The organism is Streptomyces sp. NPDC002446 (assembly GCF_053595675.1).
This window is the reverse complement of the sequence record NZ_JBSFYC010000005.1, coordinates 17,504-35,706: the sequence shown is the minus strand read 5'-3', so window position 1 is coordinate 35,706 and position 18,203 is coordinate 17,504. Positions and strand designations below refer to the sequence as shown.

General features: G+C 73.5%; 16 protein-coding genes and 1 pseudogene. 11 read left to right on the top strand and 6 right to left on the bottom strand.

Annotation, left to right across the window (positions count from 1 at the left end):
- Window positions 1-92: 92 nt before the first annotated feature.
- The 9 genes and pseudogenes from ACWD6P_RS04835 (at window position 93) to ku (ending at window position 7,272) form a co-directional block, all read left to right on the top strand.
- Complete coding sequence (locus tag ACWD6P_RS04835; RefSeq protein WP_451442585.1) at window positions 93-269, top strand: hypothetical protein; 177 nt, start codon at window positions 93-95, stop codon at window positions 267-269.
- Window positions 266-757, top strand: coding sequence for a monovalent cation/H+ antiporter complex subunit F (locus ACWD6P_RS04830; RefSeq protein ID WP_451442584.1), 492 nt, complete (start codon window positions 266-268; stop codon window positions 755-757). The genes ACWD6P_RS04835 and ACWD6P_RS04830 overlap by 4 nt, the downstream gene beginning before the upstream one ends.
- Window positions 750-1,019, top strand: coding sequence for a Na(+)/H(+) antiporter subunit B (locus ACWD6P_RS04825; protein ID WP_451442583.1), 270 nt, complete (start codon window positions 750-752; stop codon window positions 1,017-1,019). The genes ACWD6P_RS04830 and ACWD6P_RS04825 overlap by 8 nt, the downstream gene beginning before the upstream one ends.
- A complete protein-coding gene (locus ACWD6P_RS04820; RefSeq protein ID WP_451442582.1) occupies window positions 1,016-1,774 on the top strand; it encodes an MnhB domain-containing protein in 759 nt (252 codons plus the stop codon). The genes ACWD6P_RS04825 and ACWD6P_RS04820 overlap by 4 nt, the downstream gene beginning before the upstream one ends.
- A complete protein-coding gene (locus ACWD6P_RS04815; RefSeq protein ID WP_451442581.1) occupies window positions 1,771-2,118 on the top strand; it encodes a sodium:proton antiporter in 348 nt (115 codons plus the stop codon). Before ACWD6P_RS04820 ends, ACWD6P_RS04815 begins: the two co-directional genes overlap by 4 nt.
- Window positions 2,115-3,920, top strand: coding sequence for a complex I subunit 5 family protein (locus tag ACWD6P_RS04810; RefSeq protein ID WP_451442580.1), 1,806 nt, complete (start codon window positions 2,115-2,117; stop codon window positions 3,918-3,920). The genes ACWD6P_RS04815 and ACWD6P_RS04810 overlap by 4 nt, the downstream gene beginning before the upstream one ends.
- Window positions 3,917-5,028, top strand: a pseudogene (locus ACWD6P_RS04805) (cation diffusion facilitator family transporter). The gene ACWD6P_RS04810 and the pseudogene ACWD6P_RS04805 overlap by 4 nt, the downstream one beginning before the upstream one ends.
- Window positions 5,029-5,652: 624 nt before the next feature.
- The gene (locus ACWD6P_RS04800) at window positions 5,653-6,048 is read left to right on the top strand and encodes a DUF7144 family membrane protein (protein ID WP_451442579.1); all 396 of its coding nucleotides are present in this window, start codon (window positions 5,653-5,655) and stop codon (window positions 6,046-6,048) included.
- A gap of 228 nt (window positions 6,049-6,276) precedes the next feature.
- Window positions 6,277-7,272 carry a non-homologous end joining protein Ku gene (gene ku / locus ACWD6P_RS04795; protein WP_451442578.1) on the top strand — a complete coding sequence of 332 codons (996 nt, stop codon included), beginning with the start codon at window positions 6,277-6,279 and terminating at the stop codon, window positions 7,270-7,272.
- Window positions 7,273-7,286: 14 nt separating this feature from the next.
- On the opposite strand, the gene ACWD6P_RS04790 is transcribed toward ku, so the two are convergent.
- Complete coding sequence (locus tag ACWD6P_RS04790; protein ID WP_451442577.1) at window positions 7,287-8,921, bottom strand: alpha/beta hydrolase; 1,635 nt, start codon at window positions 8,919-8,921, stop codon at window positions 7,287-7,289.
- A 615-nt stretch (window positions 8,922-9,536) separates the two neighbouring features.
- On the opposite strand from ACWD6P_RS04790, the gene ACWD6P_RS04785 reads away from it, so the two are divergent.
- Complete coding sequence (locus ACWD6P_RS04785; protein WP_451442576.1) at window positions 9,537-11,672, top strand: SpoIIE family protein phosphatase; 2,136 nt, start codon at window positions 9,537-9,539, stop codon at window positions 11,670-11,672.
- 50 nt (window positions 11,673-11,722) lie between these two features.
- Here ACWD6P_RS04785 and ACWD6P_RS04780 read toward each other — a convergent pair whose 3' ends face one another.
- Window positions 11,723-12,151 carry an SRPBCC family protein gene (locus tag ACWD6P_RS04780; RefSeq protein ID WP_451442575.1) on the bottom strand — a complete coding sequence of 143 codons (429 nt, stop codon included), beginning with the start codon at window positions 12,149-12,151 and terminating at the stop codon, window positions 11,723-11,725.
- Window positions 12,152-12,291: 140 nt separating this feature from the next.
- Entirely contained in the window at window positions 12,292-13,398 is a 1,107-nt protein-coding gene (locus tag ACWD6P_RS04775) for a PP2C family protein-serine/threonine phosphatase (RefSeq protein WP_451442574.1), read from the bottom strand.
- Window positions 13,399-13,599: 201 nt separating this feature from the next.
- On the opposite strand from ACWD6P_RS04775, the gene ACWD6P_RS04770 reads away from it, so the two are divergent.
- On the top strand, window positions 13,600-14,232 hold the full coding sequence (locus tag ACWD6P_RS04770) for a GNAT family N-acetyltransferase (RefSeq protein WP_451442573.1): 633 nt from the start codon (window positions 13,600-13,602) through the stop codon (window positions 14,230-14,232).
- Window positions 14,233-14,614: 382 nt separating this feature from the next.
- Here ACWD6P_RS04770 and ACWD6P_RS04765 read toward each other — a convergent pair whose 3' ends face one another.
- The 3 genes from ACWD6P_RS04765 to ACWD6P_RS04755 form a co-directional block, all read right to left on the bottom strand.
- Entirely contained in the window at window positions 14,615-17,071 is a 2,457-nt protein-coding gene (locus ACWD6P_RS04765; RefSeq protein WP_451442572.1) for a hypothetical protein, read from the bottom strand.
- A gap of 100 nt (window positions 17,072-17,171) precedes the next feature.
- Window positions 17,172-17,327: a hypothetical protein gene (locus ACWD6P_RS04760; protein ID WP_451442571.1), complete on the bottom strand. Its 156-nt coding sequence runs from the start codon at window positions 17,325-17,327 to the stop codon at window positions 17,172-17,174.
- Window positions 17,328-17,617: 290 nt separating this feature from the next.
- Window positions 17,618-18,127, bottom strand: coding sequence for a stress protein (locus ACWD6P_RS04755; protein WP_451442570.1), 510 nt, complete (start codon window positions 18,125-18,127; stop codon window positions 17,618-17,620).
- Window positions 18,128-18,203: the final 76 nt, after the last annotated feature.

The following is an 18,203-nucleotide window of genomic DNA, read 5'->3' as shown; positions in this document are numbered from 1 at the left end:
CGGAGTAACCCGCGGCGCGGTGACGGGGCCCTCCCGCGCTCGCATGTGAGCCTGTGGACCCGGTACCCGGTCGGCAGGAGGTGCGTGCGCGGATGGCTCGACGACTGGCGGCCGGCGGCGAACTCATCGGCTGGTGGGCGGCGTTGACCGGGCTGTGGATGGTGCTGATCGGGCCCGTCGACACGCTGGAGTGGGCGGTCGGCGCGGGCGCCGGGCTGATCGCGGCCGCGGCGGCCCTCGGGGCGCGGCGCGCGGCCGGCGGCCGGTGAACGGGTGGACCGCCGCGGGCTGGGCACTGCTGCTGTGCGGTGTCGCCCCGGCCGCCTTCGGCGCGGCCACCGGCCCGGTGCGGCGGCGGGTGCCCGCGCAGAACCTGGCGGCCACGCTGCTCGGACTGGTCTTCCTGCTGCTCGCCCAGGGCTTCCACCGTCCGGCCTACGTCGACACGGCGCTGGTGCTCGCGGTGCTGGGGCCCGCCGGCACCCTCCTCTATGTGCGGCTGCTCGCCGACGAGTTGGCGGCCCGTCCCCCGCGGCCGCGCTCGGTGCTCGCGGTGACGGCGCTGAACTACCTCGCGGTGCCGGCCGTCGTACTGCCCCTGTGCGCCGCCACGGGCCCCGGCAGGGCACTGCTGAAACTGCTGGTCATCGGCGCGCTGCTGATGCTGGGCAGCCGGGTGGCGGCCCGTGCGGTGACCTGTGCGGTCACCTCGGGGCACGGGCTGACCGCGCCCGCCGAGGGGATGTCCGATGGCTGACAAGCCTTTGGTGCTGCTGGCCCTGCTGCTGGTGGCCGCCGCCGGCAGCGGCGCCGTCCTCGTCCGCGACCCGGTACGCCAGTCCTTTGTGCTGTCGCTGCTCGGCCTGGCACTGGCCACCGTCTTCCTGGTGCTCCAGGCCCCCGATGTCGCGCTGTCCCAGCTGGCGGTCGGCTCCGCGCTGACGCCGCTGATGGTGCTGCTGTCCGTGCGCAAGGTGCGCCGCAAGGCCCGCAGCGAGCGCCGCGAGGAGCACGAATGACCCGGACGCTGCGGCTGTGGGTGCTGGCCGCGGGCGGCCTGGGCGCGGCCGTGCTCTTCGTACTGGCCTGCCGGCGGCTGCCGGCGTTCGGCGGGCCCTGGCACCCGTACGGCGACCGGGCCGTGCGGGCCGCGCTCGGCCGGCACACCGCCAACACCGTCTCCTCGGTCAACTTCGACCAGCGGGCCTTCGACACCCTCGGCGAGGAGTCCATCCTCTTCGCCTCCGTCCTGGGCACCGCCGTCCTGCTCCGCCAGACACGGGATGAGAACCGGCAGCCGCCCGAACCCGCCGACGTCGCTCCGCCGGTGCGCCGCTACGCCCTGCTCGCGCTGCCCGTCACCCTGCTCATCGGCCTGTACGTCGTCGCGCACGGCCAGCTCAGCCCCGGCGGCGGCTTCCAGGGCGGGGTGGTGGTGGCGACCTCGCTGCACCTGCTCTACATCGCCGTGGACTACCGGGCGCTGGAGCGGATCCGGCCGGTCGGCATGTACGAGGTGGCGGACGCGGCGGGCGAGGCCGCCTACCTCCTGGTGGGCTCGGCCGCGCTGCTGACCGGCGCGGCCTTTCTGGCCAACTTCCTGCCCCTGGGCACGTTCAACACGCTCTCCTCCGGCGGCACCGTGCCGCTGCTCAACGCCGCGATCGGCGTGGAGGTGGCGGCCGGGGTGGTGGTGCTGCTGGCCCGCTTCCTGGACCAGGCCGTGGAGATCGCGAGCGGGCAGGGGGAGAAGGACACGGAGGGCGGGACATGAGCGTGCTGCCGTATCTGATCGCCGGCTGGCTGTTTCTGATCGGCTGTTACGGACTGGCCACCAGCCGCAACCTCATCCACGCCGTGGGCTGCCTGTCCGTCTGCCAGTCCGCGACCTACGTCCTGCTGCTCGCCGTCGGCTACCGGGACGGCGGCACCGCCCCCGTCTTCTCCGACATCGCCCCGGGCTCGCGGCCCGTCGTCGATCCCGTCGTGCAGGCCCTCGCCCTCACCGACATCGTCATCGGGGCGACCGTCACCGCGCTGCTGCTCTCCCTGGTCATCCAGGTCGCCAAGCGGCACCGGACGGTGGATCCGGACGAGCTGTCGGAGCTGCGGGGGTGACCGTCGCACGGCTGCTGCCGCTGATCGTGGCCACTCCCCTGTTCGGCGCGGCGGTGCTGGTCGGGGCGGGCCGCCGGCTGCCGCGGTACGCCGCCGAGGGGCTCGGCTGCCTCTTCGCCGCGGTGACCACGGCGCTCGCGCTGGCCGCTGCGGCGGCGTCGGCCACGACCGGGCCGGCCGTCGAGTGGCTGGGCGGCTGGCAGCCGCACAGCGGGGTGAGCGTGGGCATCGTGCTGGTCGGCGACCGGATCGGCCTGGGGCTGGCCGCACTGGTCTCGCTGCTGGTGCTGGCCGCCCTGGCCTACGCATGGCGGTACTTCGACGAACCGCCGCGCCGCCATGCCGGCTCCTTCCCCGCCCTGGTGCTGCTCTTCCAGGCGGGCATGTGCGGCTTCGCGCTCACCGGCGACCTCTTCAACGCCTTCGTCTTCTTCGAGCTGATGGGCGTCGTCGCCTATGCGCTGACCGGCTACCGCGTCGAGGAGGCCCGTGCCGTCCAGGGCGCCCTGGTCTTCGGCGTGGTCAACTCGCTCGGCGGCTATGCGACCTTGCTGGGCATCGGCCTGCTCTACGCCCGTACCGGCGAGCTGGGCCTCGCGCAGATCGGCGGCGCACTCGACGGGCACCCCGGCGGCGGACCGGACGCGCTGCTGATCGCCGCCTTCGTCCTCGTCGTCGCCGGACTGCTCGTCAAGGCCGCCGCGGTGCCGTTCCACTTCTGGCTGGCCGACGCGCACGCGGTCGCCCCCACTCCGGTGTGCCTGCTGTTGTCGGGGGTGATGGTCGAGCTGGGTCTGTACGGCACGGCCCGCGTCTACTGGACCGTCTTCGCCGGCCCCGGCGGCGTCCCGGCGCCCGACGCCGAGCGGGCGCTGCTGGTCCTCGGTGTGCTGACGGCCGTGACGGGCGCGGTGCTGTGCTGGCTGCAGCGGCACCTCAAGCGGCTGCTGGCGTACTCGACGGTCGCGCACACCGGGCTGTTCCTGACGGGCCTTGCGGTACTCACCCCGGAGGGCGTCGGCGGGGTGGTCCTGTACGTACTCGCCCATGCCGGGGTGAAGGCCGCGCTGTTCGCCTGCACGGGGATCCTGCTGGACCGCCACGGCAGCGTCGACGAGCACGAGCTGCACGGCAAGGGGCGGGAACTGCCCTGGGTGGGTGTGCTGTTCGGGTGCGGCGGACTGGCGCTCGCGGGGCTGCCGCCGTTCGGCACCGCCCTGGGCAAGGCCGTCACCGAAGAGGCGGTGGGCGGCTGGGCGACGGCGGTCTTCGTGGCGGTCTCGGCGGTGACCGGGGGCGCGGTGCTCCGGGCCGGCGCCCGGGTGTTCCTCGGCCTCGGTGCCCGCCCGCCCGGCCGCGCCGCGGAGATGACCGGCAAGGAGGAGGAGCCGGAGACCCGGGGCGGGCGGCTCTCCCGGGTCCCGGACACGATGCTGGTCGTACCGGCGGCGCTGCTCGCCGGCGCGCTCGCGGTGGGCCTGGTGCCGGACCTGCGCACCGGCGCCGGCCGGGCCGCCGACGCCTTCACCGACCACACCGGCTACCTCACGGCCGTCCTGCACGGCCGGGCGACGGAGCCCCGGGCCACCGCCCCGCCGCACTGGTCGCCGCCCGGCGTGCTGTACGGCCTGCTCGCCACGGCCCTGGCCGCCGCGCTGGCGCTGCGGGCCGTCCGGCGGCCGGTGCGCGCGGAACCGGCCGGCTGGACCACCGCGTTGCGCCGGCTGCACTCCGGTCATGTCGGTGACTACGTCGCCTGGTTCCTGGCGGGCGTCACCCTGCTGGCGGCACTGGTCGTGTGACCGCGCGCCCGGGGCGGCTACGCTCGCCTCGGCCGTCCGAACCGACCACGGGGAGGCGCCGCGTGCCGGCCGACGACAGCAGCAGGGCGGACGTCAGGACCGCGGTCACGGTCTTCGTGGCGCTCGGCGCCAACCTGGTGATCGCCCTGGCCAAGCTGCTCGCCGGACTCTTCGCCGGCTCTCCCGCGCTGCTGTCCGAGGCCGCGCACTCGGTCGCCGACAGCCTCAACGAGCTGTTCCTGCTCGCCTCGCTCAAGCGCAGCACCCGGGCGCCCGACACCAAGCACCCCTTCGGCTACGGGAAGGAGCGGTACTTCTGGTCCCTGCTCGCCGCCGTCGGCATCTTCGTCATGGGCGGCTGCTTCTCCTTCTTCCAGGGCATCGAGGCGCTGCGCTCGGGGGTTCGGAAACCCATACGGGCTAGGTCGTCGGACTCGCCGTACTCGCCGTCGCGCTGATCGCCGAGGGCTCGTCGCTGCTGCGCGCCCTGCTCCAGGTCCGTACCCAGGCGCGGGCGGCCGGCCGCGGTATGCGGGCGGCGATCCGCGCGGCCGACGAGCCCGCGCTGCGCACGGTGCTGGCCGAGGACTCCACCGCCTGCTTCGGCGTGCTGGTCGCGATGGCGGGCATGGGGCTGCATCTCGTCACCGGCGATGTGCGCTGGGAGGCCGCGGCCTCGCTGCTCATCGGCGTACTGCTGATGTTCGTCGCCTACCAGCTGGCCAGGGAGTCGCGGGTGCAGATCATCGGCGCGGCCGCCGATCCGGCGCTGCGGCGGGCGATGCATCAGTTCCTCGACGGGCAGCCGGAGATCGACGCGGTGACCGGGCTGCTGACGATGCGGCTGGGCACCCGGTCGATGCTGGCCGCGGCCCGGGGCGACCTCGTCGGCGGGCTGGACAGCGAGGAGGTCGAGGAGGTGCTGGTGCGGGTCAAGAGGGACATGCGGGAGCGCTGGCCGATCGCCGACCAGATCTTCCTGGACGTCACGGAGGCCTCGCGCAAGGACCGTGAGCGGGCCCGGCGGGAGCGTGCGCTGCTGGACGAGGCGGTGGGCGCCGAGCCCGCGCACGAGGAGGACGGGACGGAGCGGGGGCGGAAGGAGTGAGCGGCGGCGGCCGCCCGTGCGCGGTCGCACCGGACGGCGGCGCCGCCCGTTTCGTACGCCTGGGCTGTCGCCGCGTCAGCCGGCCCGGCGCACAGTGGACGGACAGGCCGCGCCGGGGAATCCGCGCCCATGCCGTTGCATGGCCGGCGCGGGATCGGCAAGGAGAACCGCATGCCGCAACGAGCCAGTACCCGGCAGGAGCACCCGCACCGGGATCCGGTGCCGCCCACTCCGGGTCCGGGCCCCGGACCGCCAGGACCCACGCCAGGTCCGGGGCCCGGCCCGGTCCCCGCACCCGGCCCCGACCCGGTGCCCCCGCCGGTCCCGCGTCCCGAGCCGGACCCGCTGCCGCCCCGTCCGGCGCCGCCGACGCCGGGGCCGGAGCCGGGACCCGCGCCCGGCCCCGTCCCGGCGCCGGGCACCGCGCGGCCACCGGTGTGAGCTCGTGACCTGAGCGTTCACTACGTCCACGACGAACACGGCGAGTTCCCGCCCTGCTGCACCGTCACCCCCGAGCACGTCCCTGACATGCGGATGGCCGGGGGCTGTGGAAGCGTGGAATCAGGGCATGACCACCGGCGGGTTGCATGCCGGCGGCCAGGTTTCTCAAGTGAGGAGTGGACCATGGCCCCTCAGAAAAACTACGTCGGCGGCTGGACGGCATTCGCCGCAGTGCTGATGATCTTCGGTGGTGCGATGGCCTTCCTGGAAGGCATCTCGGCCATAGCCAGGGACACCGTCTTCGTCACGACGCGGAACTACGTGTTCTCGTTCAACCTCACGGGCTGGGGCTGGATCCACCTCATCCTGGGCATCATCATCCTTCTCGCGGGCATCGCGCTGCTGTCGACCGGCGCGACATGGGCCCGCGTCATCGGCGTCATCCTGGCAGGTCTCGGGGCTCTCGCGAACTTCCTGTGGATCCCCCTCTACCCGTTCTGGGCCATCGTGGTGATCGCCGTCGACATCTTCATCATCTGGGCGCTGTGCGTGGGAAACCACCGGCATCAGGTGACCTGATCACGTGACCTGAGCACGTGACCTGAGCACGTGACCTGAGCGGCCTGAACCCGGCACCCCCGGCCGTGATCCCGGGTCCCGGTGCCCGCAGTGGGGCAATGCACCCCGCGGGTACCGGGATCTTCCTGACCTGTACGCCCTGACCTGCATGCCTGATCCATCCCGGGATGTACGGTTAGTCCGCCCCGTCTAGCATGGAGCCGAACGGCACCGATGAAGGCGGCCCCCATGCGTCCCACGGCGAAGTTCGCCATCAGCTTCGGCCTGGTCACGATCCCGGTCGCCGCGTACAACGCCACGGACAGCTCCGCGTCGGTCAGCTTCGTACGCATCCATACGGCGGACGGCGGCCGGGTGCGCAACCAGCCCGTGTGCTCGCTGGAGGGCAGCGAGATCCCCCCGGACGAGATCGGCCGCGGCTACCGGCCCGGCGACGGCGAGACCGTCGTACCGCTCAGCGACGAGGACCTGGAAGCGCTGCCGCTGCCGACCGCGAAGACGCTGACGATCCTGGCCTTCGTCGCCGGCGGTGACATCGACCCGCTGCAGCTGGGCAAGGGCTACTACCTGGGCGTCGACAGTCCCGCCGCGGCCAAGCCGTACGTGCTGCTGCGCGAGGCGATGGAGCGGCACGAACGCGTCGGGCTCGGCAAGATCGCGCTGCACGGGCGGGAGTCGCTGGCCATGATCCGCCCGATGGGGGGCGCGCTGGTGATGCAGATGCTGCTGTGGCCGCACCAGATCCGCCCGATGGAGGGCGTGCTGCCCGAGCGGCAGGAGAAGATCGCCGCCAAGGAGGTGGCGGCCGCCGAGGCGCTGATGGACTCCTACGGCGAGCTGTCCGACGACGATGTGCACGACCACTACCGCGAGGCGCTGGACGAGATCGTGGCGGCCAAGCTGGCGCACCGCGAGCCGGAGTTCGAGGCCGGTGCGGAGCAGCCCGCTGGCCAGGTGATGGACCTGATGGCGGCCCTGCAGGACAGCGTCCGCGCGGCCAGGCGGTCGCGCGGCGAGGAGGAGGACTCCGGGCCCGCCGCGAAGCAGGCCGCGGCGAAGCGGAGCACGGCGAAGCAGAGCGCGGCGAAGAAGCCGGCCGCGAAGAAGACCGCCGCCGCCGAGAAGACCGCCGCCACCGCGCGGACCGCGGGCAAGAAGGCCGCCGCCAAGAAGACGGCCCCGGCGAAGAAGACCGCGACCGCACGCGGCCGCCGGGCCGGCTGAGCCGCGCCCGCCGCTCAGTCGCAGGACGTATGGGCCTTCGGCATGGTGCCGTCCAGGAGGAAGGCGTCGACATACCGCTGGATGCAGGGGTCACCGGAGAGGTAGGCGGCGTGCCCCTCGCCGCGGTAGGTCAGCACCGTGCTGGAGTTGCGCAGCTCACGGGCCATGTTGAGGGCGCCCTCGTACGGCGTCGCCGGGTCGTTGGTGGTCGCGACGAGCAGGAGGGGCGGCGCGCCGGGGGCCGCGACCTCGCGGGAGGAGTCGTCGCCCGCGGCGGGCCAGTCGTAGCAGTCCAGCAGGGTCGGCGCGATGTCCGGGCCGAAGAGCGGGGAGGCCTGGGTGAGTTCCCGCTCCGCACGGGGGTAGTCGTCGGCGCCGTAGCGCTCCGAGGTGTCCCGGCAGGAGATCGCCCGCAGGGCCAGCTGGTCCTGCGGCGGCAGCTCGTCCTGCCCGGCCTGGTGCACCCCCTGGCCGGCCTGCCGCACCGGGGTCCGGCGGGCGCCGGAGGCCTCGCTGCCGCCGCTGTCGCTCAGCCGCAGGATCCCGGCGCCGTCACCGCGCCGCAGCCGCGCCAGCGCCTCCCGCAGCGCCGGCCAGTCGCCCCTGCTGTAGAGGGCCTCCCGCAGCGCGTAGACATAGGTCGTCTGGTCGACCGTCCGCCCCTCGACCTTCATCGGACGGTCGCTCAACTGCCGGTACCAGCCGCGTAGTTGATCCTGCGCGTGGGAGCCGTCGGTGCCCATCGGGCAGTCCGTCCGCCGGGTGCAGTCGGCGGCGAAGTCGTCCAGCGCCCGCTGGAAGCCCCGGGCCTGGGCCAGCGCGGTCTGCCAGGTGTTCTTGGTCGGATCCTCGACGCTGTCCAGGACCATCCGGCCGACCTTCTCGGGGAACCGGTGGGCATAGACCGCGCCGAGCTTGGTGCCGTAGGAGAACCCCAGGTAGTTGAGCCTGCCGTCGTGGACCGCGGCGCGCAGCACGTCCATGTCCCGTGCGACGTTCAGGGTGCCGACCCAGGGCAGCAGCCCGCCGGAGTGGCGGCCGCAGGCGTCGTTGATGCGCTTCTCCTTCGCGACGAGGGTGTCCTGGGCACCCCGGGCGGGGGCCGCGGCGAGGGTGCCGCCGCAGGTGACGGGTTCGGTGCGGCCGGTGCCGCGCGGGTCGAAGCTGACGATGTCGTAGCGCTGGCCCAGCCGGGCGAACGCCTCGCCGTTGTCGACCAGGTACTCGACGCCGGAAGCGCCCGGCCCGCCGGGGTTGAGCACCAGCGAACCGAGCCGCGCGCCGGGGCCGGTGGCGCGCAGCCGGATCAGCTGGACCTGCATCGTGGTCCGTGCGGGGTGGGCGTAGTCGCGCGGCACCTTCAGCCGGGCGCACTCCAGGCGTTCCTGATAGCCCGGCGACCGCGGTGCGTCCTGCGCCCGCGCACCGCCGCGCACGTCCTGCCCGCAGGGCTCCCAGGCGAGCCGCTGCTGGTAGAAGCGCGTCAGATCCGGGTCATCGACGGCCGTGGCGGCCGGAGTTCCCGCGAGGGCACCGAGCAGCGCCACCGCCGCGGCCGCGACCGGCAGCCGGGCCGCCGCGCCGCGCCGGCGAACACACCGTGCTCCCCCTACTCCCACACGAGACGGCGCACGGCGTGTTCCCGGCATATTCCGAGCCTAGGGCCGTCGCGGCGCTTCCGCATACGAGCCGCCGTACAGCTGCCACGGATGCCGGGCCTGTCCAAGGGCCTGCCCCGGGGCCTGTCCCAGGGCCTGTCCGGCCCTGACCCGTCGGACAGGCCTGGACGCCGTAGCTCCTCTCGGCAGCTCCTCTCGGCGGGGTCCGCCGGGAGCGCACCCGCTCAGCCCGGCCGCGGTCTCGCCCTTCGCGGTCTGCCCCGCCCCCGGAACGGACTCACCGACGGTGGTGGCATCAACTCCCCTGCCCGCAGCCGGAATTACGGCCGCCGTCCGAGCCCCCGGACGACCCCGGCACGACCCTCGCCCTGTGCCCGCTGTGCCGCTGCGCCCGCTTCGTCGACCGGTTCGTCGACCGATTCGCCTGGCCGTGCCTCGCCCTGACGGCCGCGGGTCTGGTCCGGCAGCGCCGCCGCCTCGACGGGGCGGGCGCCGGCCGGCGGGCATCCGCATGCCGCGGCAGGGCGGGCGGCGTAACGTCGGCACTGTCCCGCGGGAAGACCGGCGGGCCCGAACGGTGGCGATGTCACGACGGCGGACGGCACGACGGCGGACGGCACGATACGACAGCGGTGAAGGTGCGAGATGAGCGGCGGGACCGGTTCCGGTCCGGTGGACCGGGAACTGCTCCGGGCGATGCGGGACACCGGGGCGTCCGCCGGGGGCCTGTACGTGCTGGCGCCCGACGAGCCGGTGCTGGAGCTGACCGTCATGAGCGGCATCCCGGTGCCGTTCCTGGACCCGTGGAGCCGGGTCGCCCTGGCGGCCCCGATCCCGGTCGCCGTCGCCACCCGCCGCGGGCACCTGGTGTGGGCGAGCGGCCATCAGCAGCTGGCCCGTGACTTCCCCCGTACGGCGGTGGCCGTGCCGTACGAGTTCTCGCTGGCCGCGGCGCCGGTCGGCGAGGGCACCGGCAGCCTGGGCGCCCTGCTGCTGCTCTGGCCCGCCGGCCATCCGCCGCAGCTGTCCGCGAGGGAGCGGGAGGCGGTCGAGCGCGCGTGCCGGCGCCTGGCGGCCGTGCTGGCGGAGCAGCCCGGCCGGGTGCGGCCGTCCGGAGGGCCGCGCGTGCTGTCGCCCCCGCCCGTACGGACCGCCGGCCCGCAGGAGGCGCTGGCAGCGGTCGACTACCTCGAACGCCTGCCAGGCGGCTGCTGCGCCCTCGACCTGGACGGCTGCATCACCCTCGTGACGACCGGCGCGGTGGAGCTGCTCGGCGAGGCCGCGAGCCGGCTGACCGGGGCGCGCCCCTGGGACGTCCTGCCGTGGCTGCGCGACCCGGTCTTCGAGGACCGCTACCGCGCCGCGGTGATCAGCCGCCGGCCGGTGTCCTTCACCGCCCGCCGCCCCCCGGACCAGTGGCTCACCTTCCGGCTGTTCCCGGACGCCAGGGGCCTGAGCGTATGGATCAGCCCCGCCGACGAGGTGGACGACCCGATGGCGGCCGCAGGTCCCGCACAGGGCGACGTGGCGGTGCCGGTACGCGCCGGGCAGATCTACCACGTGCTGCATCTGTCCGCCGCGCTCACCGAGGCGGTGGGCGTCCAGGACGTCGTGGGCCTCGTCGCCGACCAGATCGTGCCGGCCTTCGGCGCCCAAGGCATGATCATGTACGCGGCGGAGGGCGGCCGGCTGCGGACCATCGGACACCGGGGCTACACCGCCGACGCCATCGCCCACTTCGAAGGCGTCGCCCTCAGCGCCGCCAACAGCCCGGCCGTGCACGCCCTCGCCACCGGGGAGCCCAGCTTCTTCTCCTCCCCCGAGGAGATCGAGGGCCTCTACCCCGGACTGCCGCAGCTGACGGGCAAGGCGGCGCGGGCCGTGCTGCCGCTGATCGTCTCCGGCCGCCCGGTCGGCTGCTGCATCCTGTCCTACACCCGCCCCCGCACCTTCAGCCTCGAAGAACGCCAGGTCCTGACCTCGCTGGCCGGGCTGATCGCCCAGGCGCTGGACCGTGCCCGGCTCTACGACACCAAGCATCAGCTGGCCCACGACCTCCAGGCAGGGCTGCTGCCACACAGCCTTCCCCCGGTACCCGGGCTCGCCGTCGCCGCCCGCTATCTGCCGTCGACCCGCGGTATGGACATCGGCGGCGACTTCTACGATCTGATCCGCCTCGACGAGGGCAGCGTCGCCGCCGTCATCGGCGACGTCCAGGGCCACAACGCGGCGGCCGCCGCCCTCATGGGACAGGCCCGCACGGCCGTCCACGCCCATGCGACCGCCGGCGCCTCACCGGGCGAGGTGCTGGCCCGTACGAACCGCCTGCTGACCGACCTGGACCCGGACCTGTTCACCAGCTGCCTGTACGTCCACATCGACCTGCGTACGCAGCGGGCGTGCCTGGCCAGCGCCGGTCATCCGCCCCCGCTCCTGCGGCACCCCGACCGCAAGACCACCGTGCTGCGGGTGCCCCCGGGACTGCTGCTGGGCATCGACCCCGATGCCCGGTACGAGGCGACCGAGGTCGAACTTCCTCCCCGGTCCGTGCTCGCCCTCTACACCGACGGTCTGATCGAGACACCGGGGGTTGACCTGGAACGCTCCGTCGCCGAACTCGCCGGGCGCCTCGACGACGCGCCGCTCCAGGGCAGCCCCGACCGCCTCGCCGACGCCCTGCTGCGGACCCGGCAGAACGACGCGGACCGGCAGGACGACGTGGCCCTGCTGCTCCTGGCCGCGCAGCCGCCGGGACCCGACGGCGCCGGCGACCGGCCCTGACGCCCCGCCCCGCCCCGAACACCTGACGCTGACGCCCCGTCACCGAGGCGTCAACGCCCCTGCTCCACCAACTCCTTGAACTGCCGGAGGTCGCTCCGTACGCCCCGCTCGATCGCGGCGGCCTGGGCGAACCCCTTCGGCCCGCCGAACGCCTCGGTGACGGCGCCGGGCTCGTACTCGAACCGGGCCTGGAGCCTGGTGTGCTCCCCGTCGATCGGCAGCAGCGAGAAGGTACCCGCCAGCTCGGGGCCGCTGCGGGTCTGCCACGCGATCACGTTCTCCTTGTCACGGTCGGTGATCTCGATGTCGAGCGCCTGCGCCCGACCGCCCGCATCCACGTCGAGATGCGTCAGTTCGCCCTCGGTTCGCGCCTCGCGCACGCCGTCCAGGAACCGCGGATAGGTCTCCGCGCGATGAAGGCAATCCCAGGCCGTACGGAGCGGAACGCTGATGTCGATGTGTTCTTCGAGTGTGCTCATCAGGCACCTCACTGCTCGGCTGATGGCTACGCGGTCACCTCTCCAGGGTGCTCCGGGCCAGGGCCGGAAGCGAACCGGCCCGGGCGCCGCGGCAGCGCCGGCCGCGGCCCGTCCGGTGCGCCGCCCGGCGGGGCCCCGGCTCAGGGAGACCGCGCGATCGCGATGACGGCGACGTCGTCGCCCAGGTTCCCTCCGGCGTACTTGAGCAGGTCGTGGTGGAGGCGGCGTACGAGGGCCGACGGCTCGGTCACGCGCCAGGAGGCGACCCGTTCGACCAGCGGGTAGAAGGCGTTGTCCCGGTCCCGGGCCTCGACTACCCCGTCGGTGTACAGCAGGAGGAGATCGCCGACGTCGAACCCGAAGGTCTCGACCTCGTACTCGTCCTCCGAGGCGGCGCTCAGCCCCAGCGGGAGGGCGGGCTCGCGGACCTCCAGTGAATGGACCCGGTCGTCGCGCAGCAGCAGCGGCGGCGGATGTCCGCAGTTGACGACGGAGAGGGCGGGGCAGTCGTGGTGGACGTCCATGACCAGCGCGGTCACGAACGACTCCTCGGATTCGGGGTCGCCGTCGGCGTGGTGGGCCGTGTTCCAGTGCACGGAGTTCCCCAGGTGCGCCACGATGCCGGGCAGGGAGAGGTTCCGGTAGGCGGAGCCCTGGAAGGCCCCGATCAGCACGGCCGCCTCCCCGATGGCGGACAGGCCCTTGCCCCGTACGTCACCGATGACCAGGCGGGTCGCCCCGGGGGCCGGCACCGCCGCGTACAGATCACCGCCGATCTGGGCCTCGGCCTCGGCCGCGAGGTACACGGAGGCCATCCGCAGCGGCCCGATCCGCTGGGGCAGCGGCCGCATCAGGACGTGCTGCGCCGCGGCCGCCACCGACTGCACCTGGCTGAGCCGCCGCTCGCGCCGGTCGCGCACGTACCGGAAGACCGTGACGAACACGGAGATCACGATCAGGGCGGCGATCTGCGCCTGGTGGTTCGGCGTCGTCAGGCCGCCGTGCAGGTGGCCGATGACGACCTGGGCCGCCACGGCGAGGCCCCCGACCGCGCCGGTGAGACCGGGCCCGGCGAAGGAAGCGGTGATCGCGGGCGCGGCGACCAGGAACGGGCCCAGGTGGATGGTCGTCGGCGAATGGATGTCGATCACCGTCACCGCCACGATGATCGCCAGCGGCACGGCCAGCAGCCCGTGCTTCGGCCGCCAGGACCCGACGAGCCGAGTGACTCCGCGCCGGACGCTCATAACTCCTCTCTACACCTGCGGCGGCCCCCGCGCCCCGCAGCCGGTGATCAGCACCGCTCGGGGCGCGCACGGAAAACCGGATGCCGCGGCCGCCCGCCACGACGTAACGTACAGCCCTCGTAATACCTGCAATGAATGAATGCCCATTACTTACGAATGCCCATTACTTCCCCGTTACTTCCCCACCATGGAGGGTCTGAGATGGTTCCGGAACTCACCAGGACCTGGGCGGCCGGCTGGGCCGTGTCCCGCGCCACCCCGCCGCCGGCCGAGCAGCCCTGGGGGTGCTACATCGAGGTCGGCAAGCCCGACCAGGTGGGCCGCCATGTCCTGTCCGACGCCGAGGAGTCGGCGGTACGGGAGGCGGCCGCTTCGGTGACCGTGCCGCACACCTGGCTCAAGGTGCCCATGGATCCGGACCGCATCGGCCGCTGGCTCCCCGCGGGCTGGGTGGTGGACAAGGCCGAGGCGGGCCATCTGATGGCGGCGGACCTGACGGCCACGGCCCCGGTGACGCCCGAGGGCTACACCGTGTCCGTCGAGACCCGCGGCGGCGTCGTACACCTCGAAGTACACGACGCAGAGGGCGAGTTGGCCGCCCAGGGGCAGATGGCGGTCCTCGGGAGGGCCACGGTCGTCGACCGCGTCATCACCCAGGAGACACACCGCCGTCGCGGCCTGGGCAGCCTGGTGATGCGCACCCTCGCCGACCACGCCGTGGCCGAGGACGCGACCCTCGGCATCCTCGGCGCAACCGACGAGGGCCGCGCGCTCTACGAAACACTGGGCTGGAAGACACACGCACCACTGGCGGCGTGCATCTACCGGCCTTAGGGCCGGGCCTTGGCCTTAAGGACTGGGCCTAGGTCCGCGCCTGGGGCCGGGCATTAGGCCGGACCTTGGGGTCGGGCCTTGGGGTCGGGCCTTGGGGTCGGGCCTTGGGGCCGGGCCTTGGGGCCGGGCCTTGGGGTCGGGCCTCCACGGGAATATCCCCCGCCCCCGCCCCGTTGTGGCCCCGCAGGGGGCGCTCGCGTCCCCTACGGGATCTGTTCGCCCGCCCCCTAGGTACTCACGGCCACGGCAACCCCGGCCCCGTGCAGCGCACATCGGCTGCCGGGCCGGGGCGGCTCACCGCAGGTACCGGGTGCGGCGGCCGCCGATCAGCCGCAGTCCGGTGATCGGCCCGGCCACGGCGCCCGCCGGGAAGTCCGAGGCGTCAGCCGACGACGGCCGCCGCCGTGGCGAGGAGCTCCGGCAGCGTCCCCTGGAATCCGGGCAGCAGGCGCAGGGCCACCGCCCATGCCTCCACATCGGTGCCGAGGTGCTGCCGGGTCAGCTTTCGCGCTTCGACCAGGCCACGGGCCCAGGCTTCTGGTGGCGCGTCGGTCGCGAAGTACAGCAGGTCCTCGGCCACGGGCAGGTGCCGCAGCAGGTCGGCCGTCGTGATCGTCCCCTCCCGGAGGGGCGACCGCAGCCCCCAGGGCCGGAGTTCGTCCAGGAGGGCGGTGCGCCGCAGCAGCTCCAGGTAGAGCTCCCGCGGGCAGTCCGACCGTTCCGTGAGCGCGGCCAGCAGGCCGTCCGGAAGGGGTGTGTCGGCGTTGGCGCGCACCAGCTCGGCCCACGGGAGCTCGCCGCCCTCCTGGACGACGTTGCGGATGCGTTCCGTCCTGATGCCCACCGTGTCGGCGGTGCCGTTGCGCAGGTAGGCGGCGACATGGGCGGGTTCTTCCTCGGCGGCCAGCCGTACGCGCAGGTCCTTGAGCCCCTCGGGGGCGTCCAGGGCCTGGTGCACGACGTGCTGGGTGCGCTGGGGCCAGGGGTGCTTGTGCCCGGTGAAGCGGGCGGGGCGCAGGATCTCGCGGACCGCGTCCGGGCCCTGCCGTTCCCACAGGGCGATGACCACCCGCAGCCGGCCCGCCTCGGTGTACAGCCGGATCCGCGCCAGGACGATGTCCACGACCTCCGGGTCACCGGAGGCGATACCCGCCGTGATCCACTCGCGGTTCTCGCCGAGGTGACACTCCTTCAGGAGCGCCGGGATCCGGTCGTCCAGCGGCACCCGCGTACCGTCGCGGCCGACGCCCGCGAGGATCCGTGCGCGCTGCTCCCGCGTGAGCCACACGGTCTCGAACAGCCTCGCGTTGACCCGCGGGTCGTCCCGGTCCAGCAGCGCCGGCACCCTGTCCCACAGACCGGAACCGGCTATCTGGGCCTCGGCCATGACCGGGCCGTGCACCGCGACGGCCTCGTCCTGGACCCGCTGCGTGGGGCTGCCGAAGACCAGCAGCTGCTGCAGCATGCGCCGGTCGAGGTGGGGTACGAGCGCCAGCTGCACCTCCTCGGCCACACAGCCGAGAAGCCTGAGGAACACCGCGCGGGGCTCGGTGGGCTCGACCGCCGAGAAGGTCACGTCCTGCGGGCGGGGCCAGGTGGTGGTGCGCCGGCTCCCGGAGGCGCACACGTTGGCGATGAGCGCGGCGGCGGAGCCCTGGAACCGCGGCAGGCGCTTGTACAGGGTCAGCCAGGCGGTGTGGTCGGTGCCGAGCGGGGCCAGCAGCTGTGTGACGGCCGCGCGGACGGGTTCCTGGTCGTACGGCAGCTCGGCGAGCAGCGAGCGGGCGGGCCCGACCTCCGCCAGGACCCGTTCGACGGGCCACGCCCACTCCTCGATGCCACGCCTGGCGAACGAGGCGGCGTCGAACCGCCGCCCGTCGGCCGCTCCTCCGGCGAGCGCCTCGATCGGCAGGCGTGCCGCCTTGGCCGCGGTCTTCCACGGGTCGGTGCGGAAGGCCTCCAGCACCAGGTCCTCGGGGCAGTCCGGCCATTGGCTCAGGGCGGCCAGGGCACCCTCGCTGAACTGCCGTCGCCGGTGCTCGCCTCGCACCGCGTCCCAGTCCAGCCGTATGTGCACCGGCATCCGGTCGTCGTCCTCCGTGCGGCCCTGGCGGAGCCGCAGCAGGACGTCGAGGGCCGCCGGGTCCGCCCACTCCCCCGGTGTCTGCCGGTCGTGGAGCACTGCTGCCGGGTCCGGTGCGGCGGCGGCCTCGCGCAGCAGCTCCGCGAGGCCCGGGTGGCACGCGTCCTCGACCTTGCCGGCGAGCTCCGTCAGCGCCTGGGCACCGGCGTGCGCGAGCAGGGAACCGCAGGCTTCCAGCACCGCGGTGAGCGGAAGGTACGGCGCGAGCACGGGCAGGGCCGCGGCCACGACGTGCGGGAACGGTCCCTTGAGGGCGGGCGCCAGCAGCGGGAGGGGCGGCGTGGTGCTCCGCGGTTCCGTCAGGCCGAGCAGCGTCTCGACCAGTCCGCCCGGCGCGGACCAGTCCGGTTCGGCCGGGTCGGCGGCGGCCAGCACCGCGGCCTGGAGACCGGGGTCTTGGAGCGCGTACCCGGTGCGGTAGAGGGCGTGGCCGATCTGCGGATCGCCGGACGCGGCGAGCCGCAGCCGGGCCGCCCGGCTGCAGCCGCCCGGCTCCCTGTTGCGCGCCAGCGCCGTACGCAGCTCACGGTCCCCTGCGGCGACGATCGCCTCCACCGTGTGGGCGGGCAGCTCCGGCGCCCTTCTCAGCAGCGGAAGGGCCTCGTGCCGCAGCCGCGCCAGCAGCGCGCCGCTGAGCGAGGGGTCGGCCAGCCGGAAGGCCAGTGCGAGCGGTGTGTGCTCTTCGATGGAGGTCATTTGTGCGGCACCTTGGTCAACTCGACGATGACCTGAAGAGCTTGGCACGAGGGTCTGACAATCCCGCCCCGCGCACCGACGGCAGGGGCCGCCACTACGGCTAGAGGGGAAGCACGAGGCAGGCGAGGCCGTCTGCCTGGATACCGAGCGCCGAGACGTTGCCGCCCAGGCAGGCGGTTTCGTCGGCTTGGGCCGGGGTGGCGGAAACGCCCAGGAGCAGGACGGTACCGAGGACGACGACGGCGAGACGGCGCATGAACAACCCCCGTTGCGAGGAGAGTTGGGCTTGGGTGATGGCTTGCCCGCCCGGACGCCCCTACGCGCAACGTCACCCGTGTGGGTGATGGGCCCTTCTCGCCGGTCTCGCCCGCCCCCGGGACGCCGTGCGACGAAGGCGAACCCCCGGCCCGGGGAGGGGAGCCCCGGGCCGGGGGGGGACGGCCCGCCGGAGCCTTCGCCGAGCCGTCAACGGCCCTGACAGGCAGCCAGTCAGTCAGCAGTCAGCAGTCAGCAGTCAGCAGTCAGGACCGTTGTGTCACAGGATCGTCAGTTGCGGAAGAACTTCACATAGCCGCCGTTGTTGGGGCGTTCCCACCAGCCCTTGAAGGCCCAGTTGATGTAGCCGCCGTCGCCCTGGTTCGTGAACTCGCCGTCCTCGAAGACCCAGATGCCGTAGATCACGCCGTCGTAGGTGGCGGAGCCGTATGCCTTGACGCCGTTGACGTGCTCCTCGTAGGGCTGGCTGAGGTTGTGCACCATGACGTTGTACTGGCCGCCGCTGGCGTAGAACGCCGACTCCATCAGGTTCTTGACGAAGCCTTCGCGGTTCTGGGCCGTCTTGATCGACGACTCGATCTTGTTGGCTATGCCGAGCACATCGACGTTGAAGTTCAGGTTGGCGTTGGCGCCGATGTCGACCGGGGAATCGCCCGCGGGCGCGGCGGCGGCGACCGGGGCGGCCGACGCCGTCGCCGGGAAGGCGGCGCCGGTCGCGGTGAGCGCGGCACACAGGGCCACCGCTGCCAGGCTCTTCTTCAGGACACCTGAGGTGGACATGGTTCTCCTTCATGAGTGGGGGAGGTTGCTCCGTACCGCGGGGGAACGGAGAGCCGGTTCGGGGCGGCAGGACGGA